Genomic DNA, 19,952 nt, shown 5'->3' on the forward strand with positions numbered 1-19,952 from the left:
ATTTTAGATAGCCTTTAATAATACTTTGATAGTAATATTTGAAACATTTCATGCCTGATATATGATAATAAATCACAATTGCCATGATTTCTGAACAAGACATTTTTTCTTGTGGTACAACTTGTCCTTGACTTAATTGATACTGTTCAAATTTTTTAGCAAAGTCATCACAAGTAATGTAAATTTCTATTAGTTTTGTTGTGTTCAATATTAAGTACATAGTATTCTTTGATTAGTGTAATTTTCAAATATACTATATTTATTAATATTGAACATTTTTTATCATAAAAAATTGACTTTTAAGCAATTACCTCAATAACTCACGTTAATTTACAATCTACTTGTGAATTGATTTTGAGTAGCTTTACGGCTTGCACTACCTGTCCATCAAAGATAGTCGGTACTATTTTGACAAAAGTACTATTTTTCTATACAAATCAAAAAACTGCATCTAAGAAGAAAGCCCAAAGGGTTTTGAAAATCCTTTGGGCTTTTGGTAAGTCTGTTTCCTTTTAAGATTAACCTGCTTATACTTGCATTTCTGATTCTAACTTGGTGATGCGGAAACGGGCTTTGGCATAAAAATTACCAAAAGGATACTTTTTCAAGTATTGCTTATAGGCTTCTATTGTGTCCAAAGTAGTGGCGTGTTCCCATTCTCTCTGCTCATTGAGTTTTTCCATTTCATTTAAGGTGCTGATACGTTTTTTAGCATCTTCCCTATATTTCTTTGTAGTGGTGTTATTCAAGTAGTTATAATAGGCAGACACCGTATCTGTATTTCTTGCCTCTTGCCAAAGTGCATCGTCTTGTTCGTCAGCCGAAATGTTGATATTAGGAGAGGTATCTACTTGAATACGACTGATTTCTGAAATAGTTTCTTCTACAGGTTTAGCACTTGTAGCAGAAGAAATATTAGCTACAGTAGTATTCTCTTCGGAAGTCCTATTCCGAATTTTGGAAATATAGTAGTAAGCATCAGCAATGTGTGAAGATTCTATGGTATTTTCTATGTAATACATATAACCTTCTATTGTGTTTTTGCGAGTAGCCTCTTCCCAAAGTTCTTCTTCTGAAATTTGTTTTTGAGGTTCTTGATAAGGAACTTTCTGCTCCTCTTTGTAACTCACCTTTGTCCCATTATTGGTAGAAAAATCAAAAATATCTATCTCAGGATTAGACTTCTCTGGTGTTTTAAAAACAGGAGTTTCTACCTCAGCAAAAATATTATCCATGACAGCAACTGACTTACTGATGATAAGCTCATCTCCAGCATCATCTATCAAATCATCAAACAAACCTGCTCTCCCTTCGCTCTTGGTATCCTCAACAATGTTAAAAATATCTCCTTTTTCCTCTGCTGGAGGAGTAAAAGTTTCTTGGATAGGTGCTTCTTTGAAAATGACTTCGTGGATAGTTGGAGGTTCTTCTTTTTTAATCTCCAATTTTTCTACCATAGGTTCTTTTTTCGCTGGCTTTGCTTCAAGTACCTTGCTTGCCAAACTTTCCTTATAGGTTTGTGCCTCTTGTGCGTACCTACCTTCTGGGAATAGCTTTAAGTAAAAATCGTAAAAGTCTGTCGTATTTCTATGGCTGACCTCTTCCCAAATTTTAGCTTCCCAAGTTTTATTAAGTTCTTGAGTGATTTCTTGCTGTGCCTGCATTTTCATTTTGACTTCTAAGACTTTGCGAAGATTTTGTTCTCTCTTAGCAACTTCCTCATTCACAATAGACTTGATGTCCACATTTTGCTTATGAGCAAACTCCAGCTCGAGCCTTTCTCTCATTGTTTTCTCTTTTGCAAGCAAAAACTCACATTCCTCTTTTCTACGAATGGTACGGCGGTCAGGGTTGATGTCTATTGCCTTTTGGTACAAGTCTGCGGCATCAGCATAGCGGTCTTGGAAAAACAGTTTGTCTGCTTCGTCTATGAGTTCGGATAAAAGAATTTCATCTTTGCATCTTTCCAATCTTTCTCTGAAAATCTCATTGTCGGGGAAGGATTTTACTAAAAACTCATAGCTTTCTTTGGCTTTTTCAAAGTATTCATTTCTGAAATACTCCTCTGCCATTCGCTCTACCGAAGTGTCAATTTTGCTCTTAATGCTTTGAATAGGAAAGAGTTGGTAAGCAAACTGGTAGTTTTGTTTTGCTTCTTCGTAGGCAAGTTTGCTGAAGTGTTTGTTAGCTTCAGAAACAAAGTTGATAAAGTCGATTTTATTATTCAAGTCGCTATCGCTGTTATATAGCTTAGCGGCATATTGGTACAAGGGAAGTGCTTCGCCAAAGTTTTCTTTGGAAAAAAATGTATCTCCCTCTGTTTTAAACTTTTTGTATTCTATAAATTTAAGGTTATTGACAAAACCATGATTGCGTTGTGGGCTTTTTGCTCCTCTGATAGGCTCTAACTGACCAGCCGCTCTCATTTTTTCACTAATTCCGTCAAAAATATCGTTCAAACTCAACTCATCAGCTTCTTTTTTGCTCCCTGTTTCTAATATTTTGATAAATTGGTTGGTAAAAGGAGAAGGATTCTCCAATTTAAAGATTTCAGGCGTAGTTTCAGGCGAGGAGGCGATAATATATGCTGTTCGCAGCGTATCCTCTAATTTTGCCAATTCCTCTCTAACCAGCTGCTGAACCGAAGCCAGTGCATTGGGTTCTGCATTTTGATAGGCACAGTCGAGAATGAGAATCTTATGAGCGGATTCATTTTCTCTAATAATATTCGCTAACTCTGATAGAGAAATCGCATTGACGTGAACCTGTTGCTTGGAAGAATTGACCGTAGTCAAATAGATTTGCCCTCTCCTCTGCACGATGTAACCCGAGTAATAAAATATGAGGGTGCTGGTAGCCGCCTCGGCAGCGATAGCTAATTCCTCTTTGATTTTGGTGTTGTCGGGTGTATTATATAGGGATATAATATGGTTATTAGAAAGACCTAATACACGTTTGTCGCTAAAAACACGATTGAGTTCCTTAATGTTATTAGCCACATTATCTAATGTTATTAGCTCTTTGTCTTTGGGGAAGTGGCTTGCACCCATTAGCACTGCCCTTGCACTTTGTAGATTTGTTTTAATAGACATAATCCTTTGATAAGTTTCTGATTTTAAGAAAATAAGCAATAGCTTCTATAAAGATTGCCTTGATATTATACTCATCAAAGGGGTAAAATGAACGGAATGAACAGAAACAAAGATAATACTATTTTTGAAAAAAATACAGATAAATTATCAAATTATTTAAAATTCATCTGAGAATTATTCTGCTTATAAATAACAAGAATCGAACCAAAATTTTTTATCATGCTAACTTTTCTCATAACTTATGCCTTTACCTCAGATTCCTATTTTCTTTTTCAATTCGTCTAAGGCTTGTTGCCTGCGCTGTGCTTCCATGTTTAGAATATCATTGATTTCTTTCTCGACTTTTGGGTCAAGTTCATGAGCGCTTGTTTGTGTTTCGTAAATTTTGCTTAGCTGTTCGTTTTCAGTGAGTTTATTTTTCATTCGCTCAATGGTGCTTATGGTTTCAGAAGAGTCTGCCATTTTTTGATGAACGGTTTGATGTACTTCTTTTTGCATTTTCAGTCGTGCTACCACTTCTTGGATTTGCATTTTAAAATATGCCAATTCAGAAAGTTCTTTTGCCTTTATTTCTGCTTGCTGTTTTATTTTTTCTTCCTCTTGCAACATATCCATTACAAGTGCATTACTTTCTCCTATCGTTTTTTCGCCACTTTTAGCTTGCCTCATTGCGTCTATACTTTGTTTCTCAAGTGCTTGCAGGTGTGTTTGGATAGTTTCTACTTCTTTTTGAGTTTGCTTGATAGCTGAGGCTATGGCAAACAGTCCTTCTAAGGCAAGGTCTAAGTTATGTGTTTCAATATATTTGCTGTATCTGTCAGCATTATTTTGAGGTTCCTTAGTTTGAGGTTCTTCTACAAATATAGTAACTCTTACTTTGGAATTGTGGTAAGCACTCATGTCCGCAGGTAAGGAGATGAATCCGTTTTCAGCTTTGGTTTCAAATTCAATAGTTTTCATAGTTTTTAATTATTTTGCTAAAATCTCAACAGACAACCCATTCATAATCTAAATCTTAGACCCTAAATAGCTTATTTAAGCCTTTAGGGTCTAAGATTTAGTGCAATCTTTTTTGCTCTCACCTTACAATACTAATAAAAATATGGAGAGTAAGCAAATCTGGAAAAAAATTATACATAGATAATGCTAATCCTTTGTGATTGCTCTGGAAATGACCATTTTCTGAATTTCAGACGTTCCCTCGTAGATTTGAGTAATTTTGGCATCGCGCATGAGCCTCTCTACGTGAAACTCTTTTACGTAGCCGTAACCACCATGAATCTGTACTGCTTCTACGGTTACTTCCATAGCTACCTGCGATGCGAAAAGTTTTGCCATAGCCGCTTGCAAGGCAAAATCTTCGTGCTGGTCTTTAAGGTAAGCCGCTTGGAGGCACATTAGCCTTGCTGCTTCTATTTTAGTGGCCATTTCTGCTAACTTGAAAGCGATGCCTTGATGTTTGTAAATTTCCTGTCCAAAGGCTTTACGTTCTTTGGAGTATTTCAAGGCAAGTTCGTAAGCCCCAGAGGCTATGCCCAAAGCCTGTGCTGCGATGCCTATCCTTCCGCCGTTCAGCGTACTCATCGCAAAGGTAAATCCAAAGCCGTCTTCCCCAATTCGATTTGCTTTGGGGACTTTTACATCTGTAAACATCAAGGAGTGCGTATCTGAGCCTCTGATGCCTAACTTGTCCTCTTTTTTCCCTACTACAAAACCTTCCATGCCTCGCTCTACTATGAGGCAGTTAATTCCTTTGTGTCTTTTCTCTGGGTGAGTTTGCGCCATAACCAAATAGACAGAGGCAGACTTGCCATTAGTAATCCAATTTTTCGTTCCGTTGAGCAAATAATAATCGCCCATATCTATTGCGGTTGTCCTCTGGGAAGTCGCATCGCTTCCTGCTTCAGGCTCAGAAAGGCAGAATGCTCCGATAATTTCGCCTTTTGCCAAGCGAGTAAGGTATTTTTGTTTCTGCTCCTCAGTGCCGTACTTTTCCAAGCCCCAACAAACCAAGGAGTTATTTACTGACATACATACAGAAGCAGAAGCATCTATTTTAGAAATCTCTTCCATCGCCAGTACGTAGCTGATAGTATCCATACCACCTCCGCCGTATTGTGGGTCGACCATCATGCCCATAAAGCCCAACTCTCCCATTTTTTTTACCTGTTCTGCGGGAAAAGTTTGGGTATTATCTCTCTCTATTACTCCCGGAAGCAGCTCGTTCTGAGCAAATTCTCTTGCCGCCTGCTTTACTGCTAATTGTTCTTCGGTCAATTGGAATGTCATAATTTTTTTATTGTTTATTGAGTTCTATTGAAATTTCATTTGTGTTATAGAAAGCATTTGTTTAAGCCAATCAGTTTGGTTTTATAGGAAAAAAATCATCTGCACAAAAATAGAAAAAATATTGATTCCAATTAATTTTTTGAAAACAAGCAAGCATACTCTCCAAAAATACACTATCTTTGCAGGCGTTTTTTGAAAACTATTTAATATCAAGGATTTAATTATGGAAAAGCCAAGTGTTCTCGAGGCAAAAAACCTTATTCTGTTGGGTATTTTGGTATTGACTTTTATTGTTTTCTACGGCTCTCTGAAAAATAACTTTACTAATTGGGACGATGATGTGTATGTCCTGAACAATTTTTTAATTAGAGATTTTTCTTTGGAAAACTTAGGGAAAATATTTTTAGAGCCAATGGGAATTTCTCAAATCTATCGTCCTTTGGCGTATCTGACCTATATGATTGATTACAGCATTTGGGAATTGAACCCATTTGGTTATCACCTGAGTAGCTTGCTTTTTCACCTGCTCAATGTTGCCTTAGTTTTTTATTTGTTGAGATTGCTCTCCAATAATTTAGCAGTGGCAGGTGTAATAACCTTATTGTTTGCTATCCACCCTATGAAAGGAGAAGCGATTGCTTGGGCATCGGCAAGGGTAGATGTAGTATATGCTACTTTTTATCTTTCTGCGTTGATTGCCTATATTTTTTACATAAAAAATGCTTTTCAAAGTAAATACCTCATTTTCTCTATCTTACTTTTCATTTTATCCTTGCTTTCCAAACCTGCGGCGGTGAGTTTTCCTTTGGCTTGCTTGCTTATCGACTATTTTTATGCAAGAAAGTGGAACGTCAAAATTATATTAGATAAAATTCCTTTTGTAATTTTGGCACTGGCGATGGGCGTAGTTACCTTGCTTGCTCAAAGACCCGATATAGCCATAGGCAGTGGCATAGAGCAGTTCTCTTGGTTTGAAAGGGTATTTATCAGTAGCTATACTTTGCTGTTTTATTTTTTTAAAACCATTTTCCCTATCAAACTCTCCAATTTTTACGATTTCCCTCAAAAACTCTCTTTTTGGCACTATGGAAGTTTACTTGTATTAGGTATTTTAGCTTTTGCCGTATATAGAATGAGAGAAAATAGAAATTTTATTTTTGGCATCTTGTTTTTTGTAGTACACTTGCTTTTGGTTATTCATATCATTCCTACGGGAAATCGTTTCATGGCGGCAGACAGGTATGCCTACCTTGCACAGATAGGTTTGCTATTAAGTATAGCGTTCTTATATCTCTCTGCAAAAGAAAGTGTTAGAAATGTGTTGCTTGGAGCGGCGGCGGTACTAAGTATCTTTTACCTCGCTGTAAGTTTTAACCGCAACCAAGTATGGAATAGTGGGGTTACGCTTTGGTCAGATGCCATTTTGAAAAATCCTAACTGCTCATTTTGTTGCTTTGGTTTAGGAAATGCCCTCATCAATGCCAATCAGCATGCCTTAGCCCAACCTTACATAGAAAAAAGTATTTTGCTCAATCCCAACTTTGCAGAAGCCTATAGCAGCAGAGGGAGTGTTAGGTTTGCTTTGCAAGACTACAACGGGGCGATGCAAGATTATAACAAAACATTGGCACTCAATCCCAATTATCACTATGCTTATGCAAGTAGAGGAAGCGTATTTGCTATGCAAAAAAAGTATGCAGAAGCAGTAGAAGATTACAATAAAGCCCTGAATCTCAACCCTACCGATATGCCCACTTACCTAAACAGAGGTATGGCAAGATTACAGCTGCGAGATTTTAATGGCGCAAGAGAAGACTTGACGATTTACATTAACTTTAATCCTAACGAAATAAAAGCCTACTACCACAGGGGGCTTGCTAATGCCAATTTGGGCAGACTTACTGAGTGCTGTAGCGATTGGAAAAGGGCTTATGACGGTGGCATTAGAGAACTAAAGAAAAATCTAATAGAAGCCTGTGGCTATACCAACCTTTGATAATTTTAGCCCTCTTTCTTAATTTTTTTTAACAAAGAACGAATTTCAAAGGTAGTAAACAAGGCATACAGCACAAAAAAGGTGATAGCAAAGTTAAAAGTATGTTTTTTGAAAACATATATATAGGTAATGACTATGACTAAGCCTAAAAATAGTCGCAAAGCCGTAGAACCCATAGTAGCATTGTAAGTGTCTATAGGTTCTTTGCTTTTTGTAGCTTTGAGCATGATAAAGTGAGAAAGTAGCGTAATAGCAAAAAAATAAGCCAGTAAAAACCATGTATGCGGAAATATCAGGTTAGCAATAGCTAATTGCAAAAGCATAACTACTAAGCTAAGTCCTGCTGTAAATAGACTAAGAGATGTAAAAAACTTTTTTTCAAGCATTTATGATTGATTATCTTTGTTCAGGCTTTTGATGAGCCATACGATTGTGCCTACTATTGCCCAAAGCATACACACCATAGTCATGTAGGGCTTTGAGGTTTCAAGCCATTCATCTAACTTTCTTCCTCCCCACGCTGCAACGAGCAAGGTAACAACCATCTGAGAGGCTAAGGAAGAGTACTTAATGAAAGCATTATACGTTGGCTGCTTTTTTGTTTTCAACTTTTACTTGCTCTGTTTTAGACTGTTCTCTGGGCATAGGCTGTTCCCCCATTCTACATGTTCCATTAAATTTAGCTCCAGCTTCTACTACTAACTTGTTAGTAATAATATCTCCTTTGACTACGGCAGTAGATTTGAGTACCAAAGTATCCGCTATCTCTATTACTCCTGTAACTTCCCCCTCTATATCGGCATTTTGTGCGTAAATATTTCCATCTACCAATGAGCCGTTCCCCAGAGCAACTTTGGCTTTAGAGTGGATATTGCCTTTCAGTTTCCCGTCTATGCGTAGATTCCCTGCGGTTTCTATATCTCCTGTAATGAGCGTACCTTTGCCTATCATGTTACTGATGCTGATGCTCTCAGGTGCGCCAATATTACTTTTGCTGTCTTTTCCATTAAATATGCTCATACGTATTCAAAATTTATGAGTTGTTTATTTTTTTAAAATGAGATAAAGTCTTCTGGATTGATAGGACTTCCATTGTACCAAAGTTCTAAGTGCAAATGAGGTCCGTCGGTCAGTTCCCCAGAATCTCCTATGATTGCGATAATATCACCTGCTTTGACATAATCGCCTACCTTTTTCAACAAAACAGAATTGTGCTTATAAAGCGAAATAAGCTGGTTTTTATGCTGAATACCAATCACATAGCCAGAGTCTTGAGTCCAAGAAGATATAATTACAGAACCGTCAGCTACTGTCTTGATTGGTTCGTTTTTCTTAGCTACTACATCAACGGCATAGTGCTTAGATTTAGTATCAAACTTGCGAGTAAGGACACCATTGACAGGAGTAAAAAGAAACATATTTTGCAAATCTTCTTTAGCATACTTTACCGAAGTAGCCTCGTAGCTTTCAAATTGCTTTCTAAAGGCAGAATCCACTTGGTTGATTTTACTTAGCTCATCTGCATCATAAGTCGTTACGGTTTCTGTATTTTTTACTTCTTCTCTTGGGTTGATAGGTTTTCCTTCTCCACCTGCAAGCAACTGCTTGAAACTTGTAATAAACTCGTCTTTCTGCTTGACTTCTGTGGACAAGGAATCTACTTTCATCATCAGTTCTATCAAGATTTTGTTCTCAGAAGAAGTAGAGAGGCGATTATACCCTTTGTAAAAAAAACGAGCCACAAAAAAACTCAAAATAAAACAAATACAAAACATACCAAAACCAATAACTATCAACTTCGCATAGTTAAAGGCAATAGTGGTTTTGATAGCTAAGTTTTCTTCCTCTCTGACAATAAGCAAAAAACGATGAGTCAGCCAGTTATATAGTGTCTTTTTCTGCAAAGTTTCTTTTTTTGCTCCAAAATTAAAAAAAATTTCTAAAAGATTGCATGAAAGTTAAGAAAATGAGAAAGGAAGCGGGCAATATGTTCTTATTTTCTTTTGCTTATCTTATTTAGGCTGATAGGTTTTTGTCTGGAACACTTGAAACGGTCTATCTCTTCACTGCGGAGATTTTTATGCTTCGTTTTGCGACCTTGCACGCGCGCTCGCCACATACGCCAAGAACTTGGTTTCATTTCCAAACGCATAATTTCTATGACCTCCGCCTCGCTTACGCCAAACTGTGCCTTGATTGCTTCAAAAGGAGTGCGGTCTTCCCAAGCCATTTCTACGATTCGGTCTATATCTTGGTCGGATAAGTGATATTTTTCTTTGATGCTCACGTCAAAATTTAATTTTGCTAAGATTTTACCCTGTCAGGATTATCTGCCACAAATGCTTTCCAGCTTTTTGACTTGCTTGTACTGCCAAATCTTTGCTGAAAGTGATGACAAAGTGCGACTGCAAGTGCATCAGTAGCATCTAGGAGTTCGGGAACTTCTTTGATTTTAAGTTGCGCAACCAGCATACTTGCTACCTGTTCCTTAGAAGCATTGCCGTTCCCTGTTACAGACTGCTTTACTTTTTTAGGAGCGTATTCCGTAATAGGGATTTGACGAGCAAGGGCAGCAGACATCGCTACCCCCTGCGCCCTGCCAAGTTTGAGCATAGATTGTATATTTTTCCCATAAAAAGGAGCTTCCAAAGCTACTTCGTCTGGCAGGTAGTCGTCCAATAACTGGCTTACTCTCTCAAAAATCTTTTTCAATCTAACAAAATGGTCTTCGTATTTATCCAAATGAATTACCCCATACTGCAAGACTTCCAATTGGCTGCCTACTACTTTGAGTACACCGTAGCCCATGATGCTCGTTCCCGGGTCTACTCCTAAGATAACTTTTTCATTCATCACTTGTTTTATTTTTTCCATAATATTACCTTTTGAGGGTAAAGATACTTACCGATTTGGAAAATCGGTGCTACGAATATTCATTCCCAATTTTTTCTATGTACGCTAACAATTTTTCTAATCCTACCTCAGTCGTAAAAGGATTCATCAAGGTTGTTCTAAGATAGAGCTTATCCTTGAGTTTTGTTTGCACAATATAAAATTCTCCTTTTTCTACTATTTCCCTACGAATATCTGCATTGAGTTGATTAAGTTTTTCATCAGAATATCCTTTTTTTAACAATCTGAAACATACAATATTAGCCATAGGTTCTATGGCAAGTTCAAAATGAGGGTTAGATTGAATTATTTGGGCAAAAGTTTTTCCCAAATCGTACAAAGTAGTAACAAAATCCTCTAAGGCTTGTATGCCATAAGTGCGAATCAGGGCATAAAACTTCATACTCATCATCAGTTTAGTACACTCAAAAGTACGTTTGCTGTAATTATACCATTCTCTTTCCTCTGCATCTGTCCAAAGATATTGGGCTTTTTGCATAAAAGTTTGGTAAGAGTTTCCCCCATTTTTAAAAAGCAAGGCAGTAGTAAGGGCAGGTGTCATAAGCATTTTGTGGCAGTCAATCGCTATGCTATCTGCTTTTTCCATGCCTTTGACCAAGTGTTTGTACTTACTTGTAAAAATAACCGCTCCCCCATGCGCTCCGTCTATGTGAAACCAGAAGTCATACTTTTGACAGAATTGGGCAATTGCTTCCAAATCGTCATAACTCCCAGTAGAAGTAGAACAGGCACTTCCTACTACTGCAATTACTTTTTTCCCTTTTTTCTCAGCCTCCTGATAAAAAGAAGCTAATAAATCAGTTCGCATACGAAATTGCTCATCAACATGGACTTTGATAATGCCTTCTGTACCTAAGCCCATGATTCTTGCTGCCCTATCTACGCAGTAATGCGCCTCCTCTGATACCATAATCGCTAAGTCTTTGGTATTTCCCTCCTCCCACACTTCTGTTGCCTTAGCTTGTCTGGCACAAAGCAAAGCTGTCAAATTGGCTAATGTTCCCCCAGAAGTAAGCAATCCGTCAGCCTCTTGGCTATACCCTATTGCCTTGCAAAAAATCTCTGCTACCAGCTTTTCTATGGCAGAGGACGCCTGTCCCATTTCATATACGGCACTCCCGTTGTTCAGGAAAGCAGCAAGTAAGTCTGCCAAAGCTGTCAACGGAGCAGGAGGCACAACTTGATGCCCCATGTATTGAGGATGATGAAGCGAGATAGATTGTTGAATGATTTGCTCAAAAAAAGGCATTACTTCTTGTGGCTGTTCTGCCCAATCATTTTGCCAAAATGCTAAAAGTTCATTAGGAGAGATAAAATTTATTACTTGACGCTGGGTCTTTTTTTGCAAGTGCATAGCTAATTTGTCTATCAATGCGTAGCCTGTATTGCGGAAATCATTAGCATCATAGATAGCATTTAAAAGTTCAGTCATTTTTATTTATAAGTTTTTTGATTCTTTGCGGGTTTTTATGAGTGGAATTTATTTTTTTGCTAAATTGATACTTTTAATTAGGAAAAATCTTATTTCATCTGATAAAATATGTTAGCACCCATACTTCCTTCTCAGCCCATAGTAGATGTGCAGTGGTTAGATACCTATTTTGACCACCCACGATTAGTCATCTTAGATGCAAGTATGCCCAAGGTTGGTGGCGCAGCAGAGGAAAATCCTTACGCCAATTTGAAAATCAAGAATGCACGTTTTTTTGATATTGAGAGAAAGTTCAGTGATATGAACAGTTCACTTCCCCACACTATTCCTTCGCCAGCCCATTTTACCCAAGAGGCACGCAACTTAGGCATAAATCAAGACAGCATCATCGTAGTTTATGACAATATTGGGATTTATTCTGCCCCGCGAGCATGGTGGCTTTTTCGTACTATGGGACATCTCGAAGTCTTTGTGTTAAATGGCGGTCTACCTGCATGGATTGCCGCAGGTAAAGCTACCGAACCTATCAATGAGCAGACGGACAAACTAAAAGAAGGTAACTTTACCGCTCAGTATAAGGCTAAAGCAGTAAAAAATGTAAACGAGGTTTTAGAGGCTATCCAAGACAAAAATCAAGTGATTGTAGATGCACGCTCCGAAGCAAGATTTTTGGGGAAAGTCGAGGAGCCAAGACAAGGGCTACGCAAAGGGCATATCCCCTCTGCCAAGAATATTCCTTTTACCAAAGTACAAAAAGATAACTTATTGCTTGACAAAGAAGCATTAGAAAAAATATTTGAAGAAATAGCGACCAAAGACCAATCGCTCATATTTAGCTGTGGTTCAGGGGTAACAGCTTGCGTACTTGCGCTGAGTGCAGAAATAGCAGGCTACCATACTTACAGTATCTATGATGGCTCTTGGAGCGAGTGGGGGCAGCCTTCCGACTTGCCAGTAGAAAACTAAAAATAAAGCTTTTTACTTATAAACTTCTGAAGTTTTGAATTATGACTAAACACTCTCCTCCACTCACCTCATGGCTACGTTTAGCAAGTTTTGTGGCATTACTTCCTGTGCTTTTTTCTTTTGGTAAAAAAGAAGCCTCTAAACCCAATATCCTTTGGATTACTTGCGAAGACATGAGTCCAAGGCTAAGTGCTTATGGAGACTCTACCGTTCCTACGCCTAACATTGACCGCTTGGCAAAAGAGGGAGTTCGCTATACCAATATGTACTCTGTTTCAGGTGTTTGCGCCCCAAGTCGCTCAGCCATCATTACAGGAATGTACCCTACTTCTATCGGTTCTCACAACATGAGAACCCTCTACAATACACTTGTTCCAGATTTACCGCCTTATTCAGTCGTTACCCCGCCTGAAGTAAAGTGTTTTTCTGAATACTTGCGAAAAGAAGGTTACTACTGCACCAACAACGAAAAAACAGACTATCAATTTGAAACCCCTATTTCTGCGTGGGACGAGAGTAGCAAAACCGCTCATTGGAGAAATAGGAGAGATGGGCAGCCTTTTTTTGCTATTTTTAATTTCACTACTACCCATGAATCACAAGTCTGGGCAAGAAAGAATGAACCTCTGTTATTTAATCCTAAAAAAATCAAAGTACCCTCTTTCTATCCAGATAATGAAATCATTAGAAAAGATTTGACTACTTTCTATAACAATATTGCTTTCATGGACACGCAAGTAGGCAATATAATCAAGCAGTTAGAAGAAGACGGTTTATTGGACAATACCATTATCTTTTTTTATAGCGACCATGGCGACGGATTGCCTTATGCCAAACGAGAGGTTTATGACAGAGGACTAAAAGTACCTTTTATCATTCGTTACCCCGATAAAAAAGGAGCGGGAACAGCAGAAAACGAGTTGCATAGTTTTGTCGACCTTGCCCCTTCTATACTTTCTTTGGTTGGTATAAAACCCCCAAAACACTTGCAAGGGCAGGCTTTCTTAGGAAAATATGCAGCAAAAGCACCAAGAAAATATATCTATGCAGCACGCGACCGTATGGACTCCGAATATGACATGGTCAGAGCAGTAAGAGATAAAAAGTTTAAATACATCAAAAATTATCAACCTGAAAAGCCTTTTTACCAAAACATTCAATATCGCCTCCAACAAGACATGATGAAAGAGATATTACGATTAAAAGATGAAGGCAAACTCAACGAAAGGCAAATGAGGTGGTTCAGTCCTATAAAACCCGTAGAAGAACTCTATCATGTAGAAAATGACCCTGATGAGTTCGACAATTTGGCAGACAATCCCCTCTATCAAAATAAGTTAGAAGAACTGAGAAAAGCCCATTTAGATTGGCAAGCAAAGTATGGGGATAAAGGCTTCATTCCAGAAAAAGAACTCGTAGCCCAAATGCTCCCTAACGGAAAACAGCCTATTACACAAGAGCCAAAAATTATTGTCAAAGGCGATAAAGTAAAAATAACCTGTGCTACTATTGGTGCTTCTATTGTTTACAAGATTGAGAATCAACAAGCAGGAATTCAAAAAATAGACAGCCGCTATATAGGTCGTTGGCAAGTCTATACTCATCCGTTAAAGGTAAAGAAAGGAGATAAAGTGTTTGCAATTGCAACACGCATAGGTTTCAAGCAAAGCGAGGAAAAGGTGTTGGAAGTAAAATAAAAAAGTCAATTTCAGGACAATGCCCTAAAACTGACTGACTGTATAAATTTACCCCTTATTAAATTATTTTTATTTCTATGATTGTTGAAGTGTTTTTCACAAAGGCAACAATCCGAAAAATCAAACATTTAATGTTACAAAATTATGCGAAATTCATTGTCTATCCTATAAGGCTTTTCCCTCAAATTAAGTAAGTAGAATTACATATTTTTATCTAAGTAGTCTTACTTAAAAAAACAAAGTAGAAAACCTTATAATAAGAGTTTTCTACTTTGGGATAAACTTATAATATTTTGGATATGAGAAGCTTATGATTATGTATAATAAATCTGCAAACCTCAACAAGTATAAATGAAATTACTTAGTGATTGCTACCTGCTCTAATCATAGCACAACGGAAACCAATAGTTGCTGTAGCAGAATCTTCTTCTAAGTACCTACGCGTACCAGGCGACATCCAGTAAGCTACATCTTTCCAAGACCCTCCTTTATATACTCTTACATGGTCATCAATAAGCGTATTCCAAGCTGTTTTATCATATTGCCCTGTATAGCGGATTGGCGTACCGTCTGGAGTTTTGTCCCCATCTAAGTAAGCAGGATTTTTCAATCTATTAGGATTTTGTGTAAGGTACTTACCGTCTGTACGGACAGGGTTCAGGTCGTTCATATCTTGGAATGAAAGAGGGCGATACACATCTTCTACCCATTCGCTTACGTTGCCAGCCATGTTGTATAAGCCGTAGTCATTGGGCGGATAGGCATAAATCCATTCAGTAATCATTGCACCATCATTCAATTTACCTGCGATACCTGCATAGTCCCCACGACCTCGCTTAAAGTTAGCTAAGAACTCGCCCATTTGACGACCATAAGGATTACGCAAAGAGTGTCCGTCCCAAGGATACAAGCGACCATAATCTTGATTTTCGTCTAAGTATTGCGTACCCACTAAGGCTTTCGCTGCGTACTCCCATTCTGCTTCGGTAGGTAAGCGGTAGTTAGGCAATACGATACCAGATTCCAATGGGATTCTTTCGCCTGCTTTTGCTTTGGTCTTTTCATCTTTATTACCATTCTTCTGGGCTAAGTTATTATTTACCATGTTACTACGCCAGATGCAGTAGTTCTGTGCTTGCTTCCAAGAAATACCTACCACTGGGAAAAATCTGAAACCCGGATAGCGAAGATAATGGTCTATATATGGGTCGTTAAAAGCCAATTCTGCTGCCCAAACTGTAGTATCAGGAAGTGCCTCATCATAGTATTGTTGTCCAGAGTCTTGCAAAGCATAATGCAAATATTCTAACCAGTGAATGTTAGCAACTTCCGTTTCGTCCATATAGAAAGAGGCAACTGTTACAGTTCTTTCTAAGTTGTCGCGGGCAAAAAGTACGTCTTCCTCAGCAGAACCTAAAATATGCCTTCCCCCCTCAATGAATACTAAATTAGGTCCGTCAGGTTGTCCTTTAAAATCGCGTACTGCGAATGCTTGTTTTCCATCTTTGCCTTTTTTTCCATCTTTGGTATAGGCTATACCAGTAGTAGTACTCTTTGACCCGGGTTTTACACTTGTAGGGTTTTTCTTGCCACAGCTACCAAGAAATAAGCCTATAGCTATAAACAAACAAAGGCTCAGAAGATTGAACTTTTTACTCATAATGAAATCTTTTATATGCTTACGTTGTACTTTCCTTACAAAGTTAATTCTTGTGTATGTTTACAAAACTATTAATAACATCGCTAAATACTCAAAACTTCAAACAAGTATTTTGCCATTTTCAATATTTTATAGCTTTAAGCCAAAAATTTTGCTATTGTTTTATAAAAACTTACAGGCTACAAAGATAGCAGAGTTTTTAGATAAAAAAACAAAAAATATATCTCTATACTTTTTAGCCTTTAAATATTACTTTCTTTGATAAAATAAAGAGGTCTTTTTCTTACATCTGTATTAATTCTACTAATGTACTCTCCCAGAATCCCTATACTTATTAACTGCACACCACCTAAGAATAAAATCGCTACCATTAGCGAAGCCCACCCTCTCTCTACATCTTGGTTGGTAAAGTACTTCACATAAAAAGTATAAATAATCATCAAAAAAGCAACAATGGAAACTAAAAAACCCATTACTGTTACCAACTTGATAGGAAAGTTGGAAAAGGCAGTGATTCCGTCTAAGGCAAACCTAAACATTTTACGATAAGTGTAACCTGTTTTTCCTGCATGTCTTTCATCTCTTTCATACGCAATGAAGGTTTGACGATAACCCACCCATGAAATTTGCCCTCTTAAGAACTTATGACGCTCTGGCATTTGCCTCAGTGCCTCTACCACTTTACTATCCATCAACCTAAAATCACCTGTATCCACAGGAATATGAATAGAGGTAATATTAGACAAAATACGATAAAACAGCTTAGCAGTCAGTAACTTCAAAAAACTTTCTCCTTTTCTTCGTTTTCGCTTTGCATAGACTACCTCATAGCCTTCGTTCATTTTTGCATACAAGTCAGCGATGAGTTCAGGGGGGTCTTGCAAGTCTGCATCTATGATGACTACTCTTTTCCCTGTGGTTTTGTCTAATCCTGCACTTACTGCTATCTGATGCCCAAAATTGCGACTTAGGTCGATATATTTCACCTCCTGATGCTTAGCCGCCAAAAACTTTAATAAACTAATAGAATTATCCTTGCTGCCGTCATTCACAAAAATTAACTCATAGCTCACTCCCATACTTAGCAACACTTTGGTTAGTCTTTCATACAAAAGATTGATATTCAGTGCTTCGTTATAAATGGGAATAACTATTGATATGTCAATCACAGTATTTAAAATTTGCGTTCTATGGAAATTTTAACTGCGAAATACGTACTTTCTATTGCATTTTCCAAAAGGATAAAAGCATTTTGCTTATTTATTGCCAATTTTTTAAAAGGTAAATAGGAAAATCTGTTTGTTTTGGCAAATATTTTACATTTTGATTTTTCTCACAACCAGCTTTCAGTCAATACCTCCACATTTTTTAACTCCCTCAAATGCTTTACCAGATTATCATACTGCTTTTCCCTAATTCTTAGACATATCTTACATCTATCCTCGAAAGTTTGTTGCTCGATAATAGCCTCATTTTCCTTGATGAGTTTCATGACTTCATTGGTTAAGTAATAATCAAAGTGGATTTGCAAAGTTTGAGTGATTATTTTCTCTACTACCTCTGCTTGAGCCAATACTTCCGCACTCGCCGTCTTGTAAGCGTTGATTAAGCCACTTGCTCCTAATTTTGCTCCTCCAAAGTAGCGAACTACCACTACTAAAACATTAGTAATCTCTTTAGACCTGATTTGGTTCAGTATAGGCAGACCTGCAGTGCCATTAGGTTCGCCGTCGTCCTTGGCACGAAATACCTTTTTCTCTTTTCCAAGCAGATAAGCGTAACAGTGATGAGTAGCATCATAGTATTTTTTGCGAAGTGCGGACAAATGTTCTTTAATAGCTTGCTCATTTTGCACAGGAAAAGCAAATGCTAAAAATTTACTCCCTTTTTCTTTATAAATAGTTTGTGTTTCTTGCTTGATAGAGAAATAAGTATCCAAAAATGAATATGAAAAATTTTTTAACCCTAAAATAAAATTTTGAGAAATAAGAATTAGAGCTAAGCCAATAACTCTTACTTAGCCTTCTATTTTCTTCTTGTAAGCCTCGCTATCCAATAGGTGGCTGTGGTCGTTGCTTGCAGTTTGTGCTTTGATAATCCAACCTTCTCCATAAGGGTCTTTATTGACCAATTCAGGTGAGCTATTAAGTGCAGTATTGAACTCTATAACTTTTCCAGAAATAGGCATATAAAGGTCTGAAGTGGTTTTTACAGCTTCTACTGTACCAAATATGTCGCCTGCATTGAGTTCTTCGCCTTCTGTACCAACTTCTACATAAACAATGTCGCCCAATTCGCTTTGTGCAAAATCAGTAATTCCTATATAGGCAATATCTCCTTCTATGCGTACCCATTCGTGGTCTTCGGTATAAAAAAGTGATGAGGGAATATTCATGTTAATTAAAAGGTTTTGGATTGTATTTATCTGTATTGTTTTTTGGACTTGTTTTTTGCAAAAATAGAGAAATAAAATCGAATGAGGGAAAGGTTTTTAGCATAAAAATTTAACTTTACTTTTGTTTTCAATATTAGACTTACTAAAACTAACTTTAACATATTTTTTATGAAAATGAAAACATCTTTTTTCAAAATCATTCTAATTGTTCTCTGCTCTATTTTGGGGCAAGTAGTTTATAGTCAATCTACTAATACGCTCAGCCGTATTAGTGTGAAAGGGAATAAATTTGTAGATGCCTCAGGTAAAGTAATGGTTTTCAGGGGACTAAACACAAGCGACCCTGACAAATTAGCCCGAGAGGGACGCTGGGGCAGAAGTTATTTCGCAGAAATGAGAAAATGGGGAGCGAACATTGTCAGATTTCCCGTTCACCCTACGGCATGGAAGCTACAAGGGGAAAAAAAATATCTCGAGCTGCTCAACCAAGGCGTACAGTGGGCAACAGAATTAGGCATGTACGTCATCATAGATTGGCATTCTATTGGAAATTTGCGGACAGAGATGTTCCAAAGCCCTATGTACGAAACTACTAAAAAAGAAACTTTTGAATTTTGGCGTACCATGTCCAAACATTTCAAAGATAACCCAACAGTGGCTTTTTTTGAGTTATTTAACGAGCCTACGGTGTATAATGGGCAGTTAGGCACATGCTCTTGGTCGCAATGGAAAGAACTTATGGAAGAAGCTATCACTATTGTTAGAGCGCATGGTTGCCAAGCCATTCCCTTAGTCGCAGGATTCAACTGGGCTTATGACCTGACACCTGTTGGCAAAGACCCTATCAATGCAGAGGGAATTGCTTATGTGAGCCACCCTTACCCTATGAAACGTGAAAAACCTTGGGAAGACAAGTGGACGGCAGACTGGGGCTTTGTAGCAGAAAAATATCCACTCATTTTAACAGAAATCGGATTTTGCGGAGCAGAGGAAAAGGGAGCGCATATTCCTGTTATCAGCGATGAGTCTTATGGAGAAGCTATTACAAAATACTGCAAAGAAAAAGGAATCTCTTATGTTGTTTGGGTATTTGACCCTCAGTGGTCGCCTATGCTATTTAGTGATTGGGACTATACCCCTACCAGACAAGGGCTGTATTTTAAGAAAGTCTTACAAGAAGGACAAAAATAAAATAACGTGAATTATTTTACATTTTCTTGAATAAATACAATTTGTTTGTCCTCTAATTTTTGTGGATATGCTTTTATGTTTGGTGTTTTTTCCAAAAATGTATAAGCAATTAAGCCTGCCAGCAAATTAATAAGAAAATTTTTAGGGCTTCTGTGCCTTGAATGTTCTATATTTAGTTGATTTTTAAGTACATCGAAAGCAGTTTCTATCAATCCTCTATGCCTTAAATAATAGGCTTGTGGTTCTGTTAATACTTGATTTTTCTTCATATTAGCTCTTAACTTAGTGATTAAGTGCAAGTTTCTTTCTGCAAATTCTTCT

Annotated in this window: 19 protein-coding genes and 1 pseudogene; 4 read left to right on the forward strand and 16 right to left on the reverse strand. The window is 37.5% G+C overall.

The window, feature by feature from the left end; all coding sequences use genetic code 11:
• From BM141_RS23190 to BM141_RS20150, 4 genes and pseudogenes are all read right to left on the reverse strand, one after another.
• Window positions 1-220, reverse strand: a pseudogene (locus tag BM141_RS23190) (IS982 family transposase); the annotation flags it as partial.
• A 307-nt stretch (window positions 221-527) separates the two neighbouring features.
• The gene (locus tag BM141_RS20140) at window positions 528-3,092 is read right to left on the reverse strand and encodes a caspase family protein (protein WP_091549264.1); all 2,565 of its coding nucleotides are present in this window, start codon (window positions 3,090-3,092) and stop codon (window positions 528-530) included.
• Between the two features lie 252 nt (window positions 3,093-3,344).
• Window positions 3,345-4,052, reverse strand: coding sequence for a ring-infected erythrocyte surface antigen domain-containing protein (locus BM141_RS20145; protein ID WP_091549265.1), 708 nt, complete (start codon window positions 4,050-4,052; stop codon window positions 3,345-3,347).
• Between the two features lie 186 nt (window positions 4,053-4,238).
• On the reverse strand, window positions 4,239-5,381 hold the full coding sequence (locus BM141_RS20150) for an acyl-CoA dehydrogenase (RefSeq protein WP_091549266.1): 1,143 nt from the start codon (window positions 5,379-5,381) through the stop codon (window positions 4,239-4,241).
• Window positions 5,382-5,604: 223 nt separating this feature from the next.
• Between BM141_RS20150 and BM141_RS20155 the strand changes: the two genes are divergently transcribed.
• Window positions 5,605-7,377: a tetratricopeptide repeat protein gene (locus BM141_RS20155; protein ID WP_091549267.1), complete on the forward strand. Its 1,773-nt coding sequence runs from the start codon at window positions 5,605-5,607 to the stop codon at window positions 7,375-7,377.
• Window positions 7,378-7,382: 5 nt separating this feature from the next.
• On the opposite strand, the gene BM141_RS20160 is transcribed toward BM141_RS20155, so the two are convergent.
• From BM141_RS20160 to BM141_RS20190, 7 genes are all read right to left on the reverse strand, one after another.
• Window positions 7,383-7,763: a hypothetical protein gene (locus BM141_RS20160; protein ID WP_143091028.1), complete on the reverse strand. Its 381-nt coding sequence runs from the start codon at window positions 7,761-7,763 to the stop codon at window positions 7,383-7,385.
• The gene (locus BM141_RS20165; RefSeq protein WP_143091029.1) at window positions 7,764-7,985 is read right to left on the reverse strand and encodes an AtpZ/AtpI family protein; all 222 of its coding nucleotides are present in this window, start codon (window positions 7,983-7,985) and stop codon (window positions 7,764-7,766) included.
• Entirely contained in the window at window positions 7,957-8,397 is a 441-nt protein-coding gene (locus tag BM141_RS20170) for a bactofilin family protein (protein WP_091549270.1), read from the reverse strand. Before BM141_RS20170 ends, BM141_RS20165 begins: the two co-directional genes overlap by 29 nt.
• 32 nt (window positions 8,398-8,429) lie before the next feature.
• Window positions 8,430-9,281 carry a M23 family metallopeptidase gene (locus tag BM141_RS20175; RefSeq protein WP_245764126.1) on the reverse strand — a complete coding sequence of 284 codons (852 nt, stop codon included), beginning with the start codon at window positions 9,279-9,281 and terminating at the stop codon, window positions 8,430-8,432.
• An 89-nt stretch (window positions 9,282-9,370) separates the two neighbouring features.
• A complete protein-coding gene (locus BM141_RS20180; RefSeq protein ID WP_091549282.1) occupies window positions 9,371-9,658 on the reverse strand; it encodes a TIGR03643 family protein in 288 nt (95 codons plus the stop codon).
• A 23-nt stretch (window positions 9,659-9,681) separates the two neighbouring features.
• A complete protein-coding gene (gene ruvC, locus BM141_RS20185) occupies window positions 9,682-10,251 on the reverse strand; it encodes a crossover junction endodeoxyribonuclease RuvC (protein WP_091549271.1) in 570 nt (189 codons plus the stop codon).
• Window positions 10,252-10,300: 49 nt separating this feature from the next.
• A complete protein-coding gene (locus BM141_RS20190) occupies window positions 10,301-11,722 on the reverse strand; it encodes a pyridoxal phosphate-dependent decarboxylase family protein (RefSeq protein WP_091549272.1) in 1,422 nt (473 codons plus the stop codon).
• Between the two features lie 108 nt (window positions 11,723-11,830).
• Between BM141_RS20190 and BM141_RS20195 the strand changes: the two genes are divergently transcribed.
• Window positions 11,831-12,688, forward strand: a complete 858-nt coding sequence (locus BM141_RS20195; RefSeq protein WP_091549273.1) for a sulfurtransferase — start codon at window positions 11,831-11,833, stop codon at window positions 12,686-12,688.
• A 41-nt stretch (window positions 12,689-12,729) separates the two neighbouring features.
• The gene (locus tag BM141_RS20200; protein WP_091549274.1) at window positions 12,730-14,385 is read left to right on the forward strand and encodes a sulfatase family protein; all 1,656 of its coding nucleotides are present in this window, start codon (window positions 12,730-12,732) and stop codon (window positions 14,383-14,385) included.
• A 361-nt stretch (window positions 14,386-14,746) separates the two neighbouring features.
• Here the strand turns inward: BM141_RS20200 and gldJ are convergent, their stop codons facing one another.
• The 4 genes from gldJ to gcvH all read right to left on the reverse strand — a co-directional run bounded on the left by gldJ (window position 14,747) and on the right by gcvH (window position 18,440).
• The gene (gldJ, locus tag BM141_RS20205; protein WP_091549275.1) at window positions 14,747-16,045 is read right to left on the reverse strand and encodes a gliding motility lipoprotein GldJ; all 1,299 of its coding nucleotides are present in this window, start codon (window positions 16,043-16,045) and stop codon (window positions 14,747-14,749) included.
• Between the two features lie 242 nt (window positions 16,046-16,287).
• Window positions 16,288-17,214 carry a glycosyltransferase family 2 protein gene (locus BM141_RS20215; protein WP_091549277.1) on the reverse strand — a complete coding sequence of 309 codons (927 nt, stop codon included), beginning with the start codon at window positions 17,212-17,214 and terminating at the stop codon, window positions 16,288-16,290.
• A gap of 164 nt (window positions 17,215-17,378) precedes the next feature.
• Window positions 17,379-17,984, reverse strand: coding sequence for an IMPACT family protein (locus tag BM141_RS20220; RefSeq protein WP_091549278.1), 606 nt, complete (start codon window positions 17,982-17,984; stop codon window positions 17,379-17,381).
• A 78-nt stretch (window positions 17,985-18,062) separates the two neighbouring features.
• A complete protein-coding gene (gene gcvH / locus BM141_RS20225; RefSeq protein ID WP_091549279.1) occupies window positions 18,063-18,440 on the reverse strand; it encodes a glycine cleavage system protein GcvH in 378 nt (125 codons plus the stop codon).
• Between the two features lie 168 nt (window positions 18,441-18,608).
• Here gcvH and BM141_RS20230 point away from each other — a divergent pair, with 168 nt between their 5' ends.
• Window positions 18,609-19,631 (forward strand): glycoside hydrolase family 5 protein, encoded by a 1,023-nt coding sequence (locus BM141_RS20230; protein ID WP_245764127.1) that lies wholly within the window; start codon window positions 18,609-18,611, stop codon window positions 19,629-19,631.
• A gap of 11 nt (window positions 19,632-19,642) precedes the next feature.
• Here BM141_RS20230 and BM141_RS20235 read toward each other — a convergent pair.
• Window positions 19,643-19,952: transposase (locus tag BM141_RS20235; RefSeq protein WP_143091030.1), on the reverse strand; the 310-nt coding region annotated here is incomplete at its 5' end.

The sequence above is a fragment of the Thermoflexibacter ruber genome, from assembly GCF_900113045.1.
Classification (GTDB): Bacteria; Bacteroidota; Bacteroidia; order Cytophagales; family Thermoflexibacteraceae; genus Thermoflexibacter; species Thermoflexibacter ruber.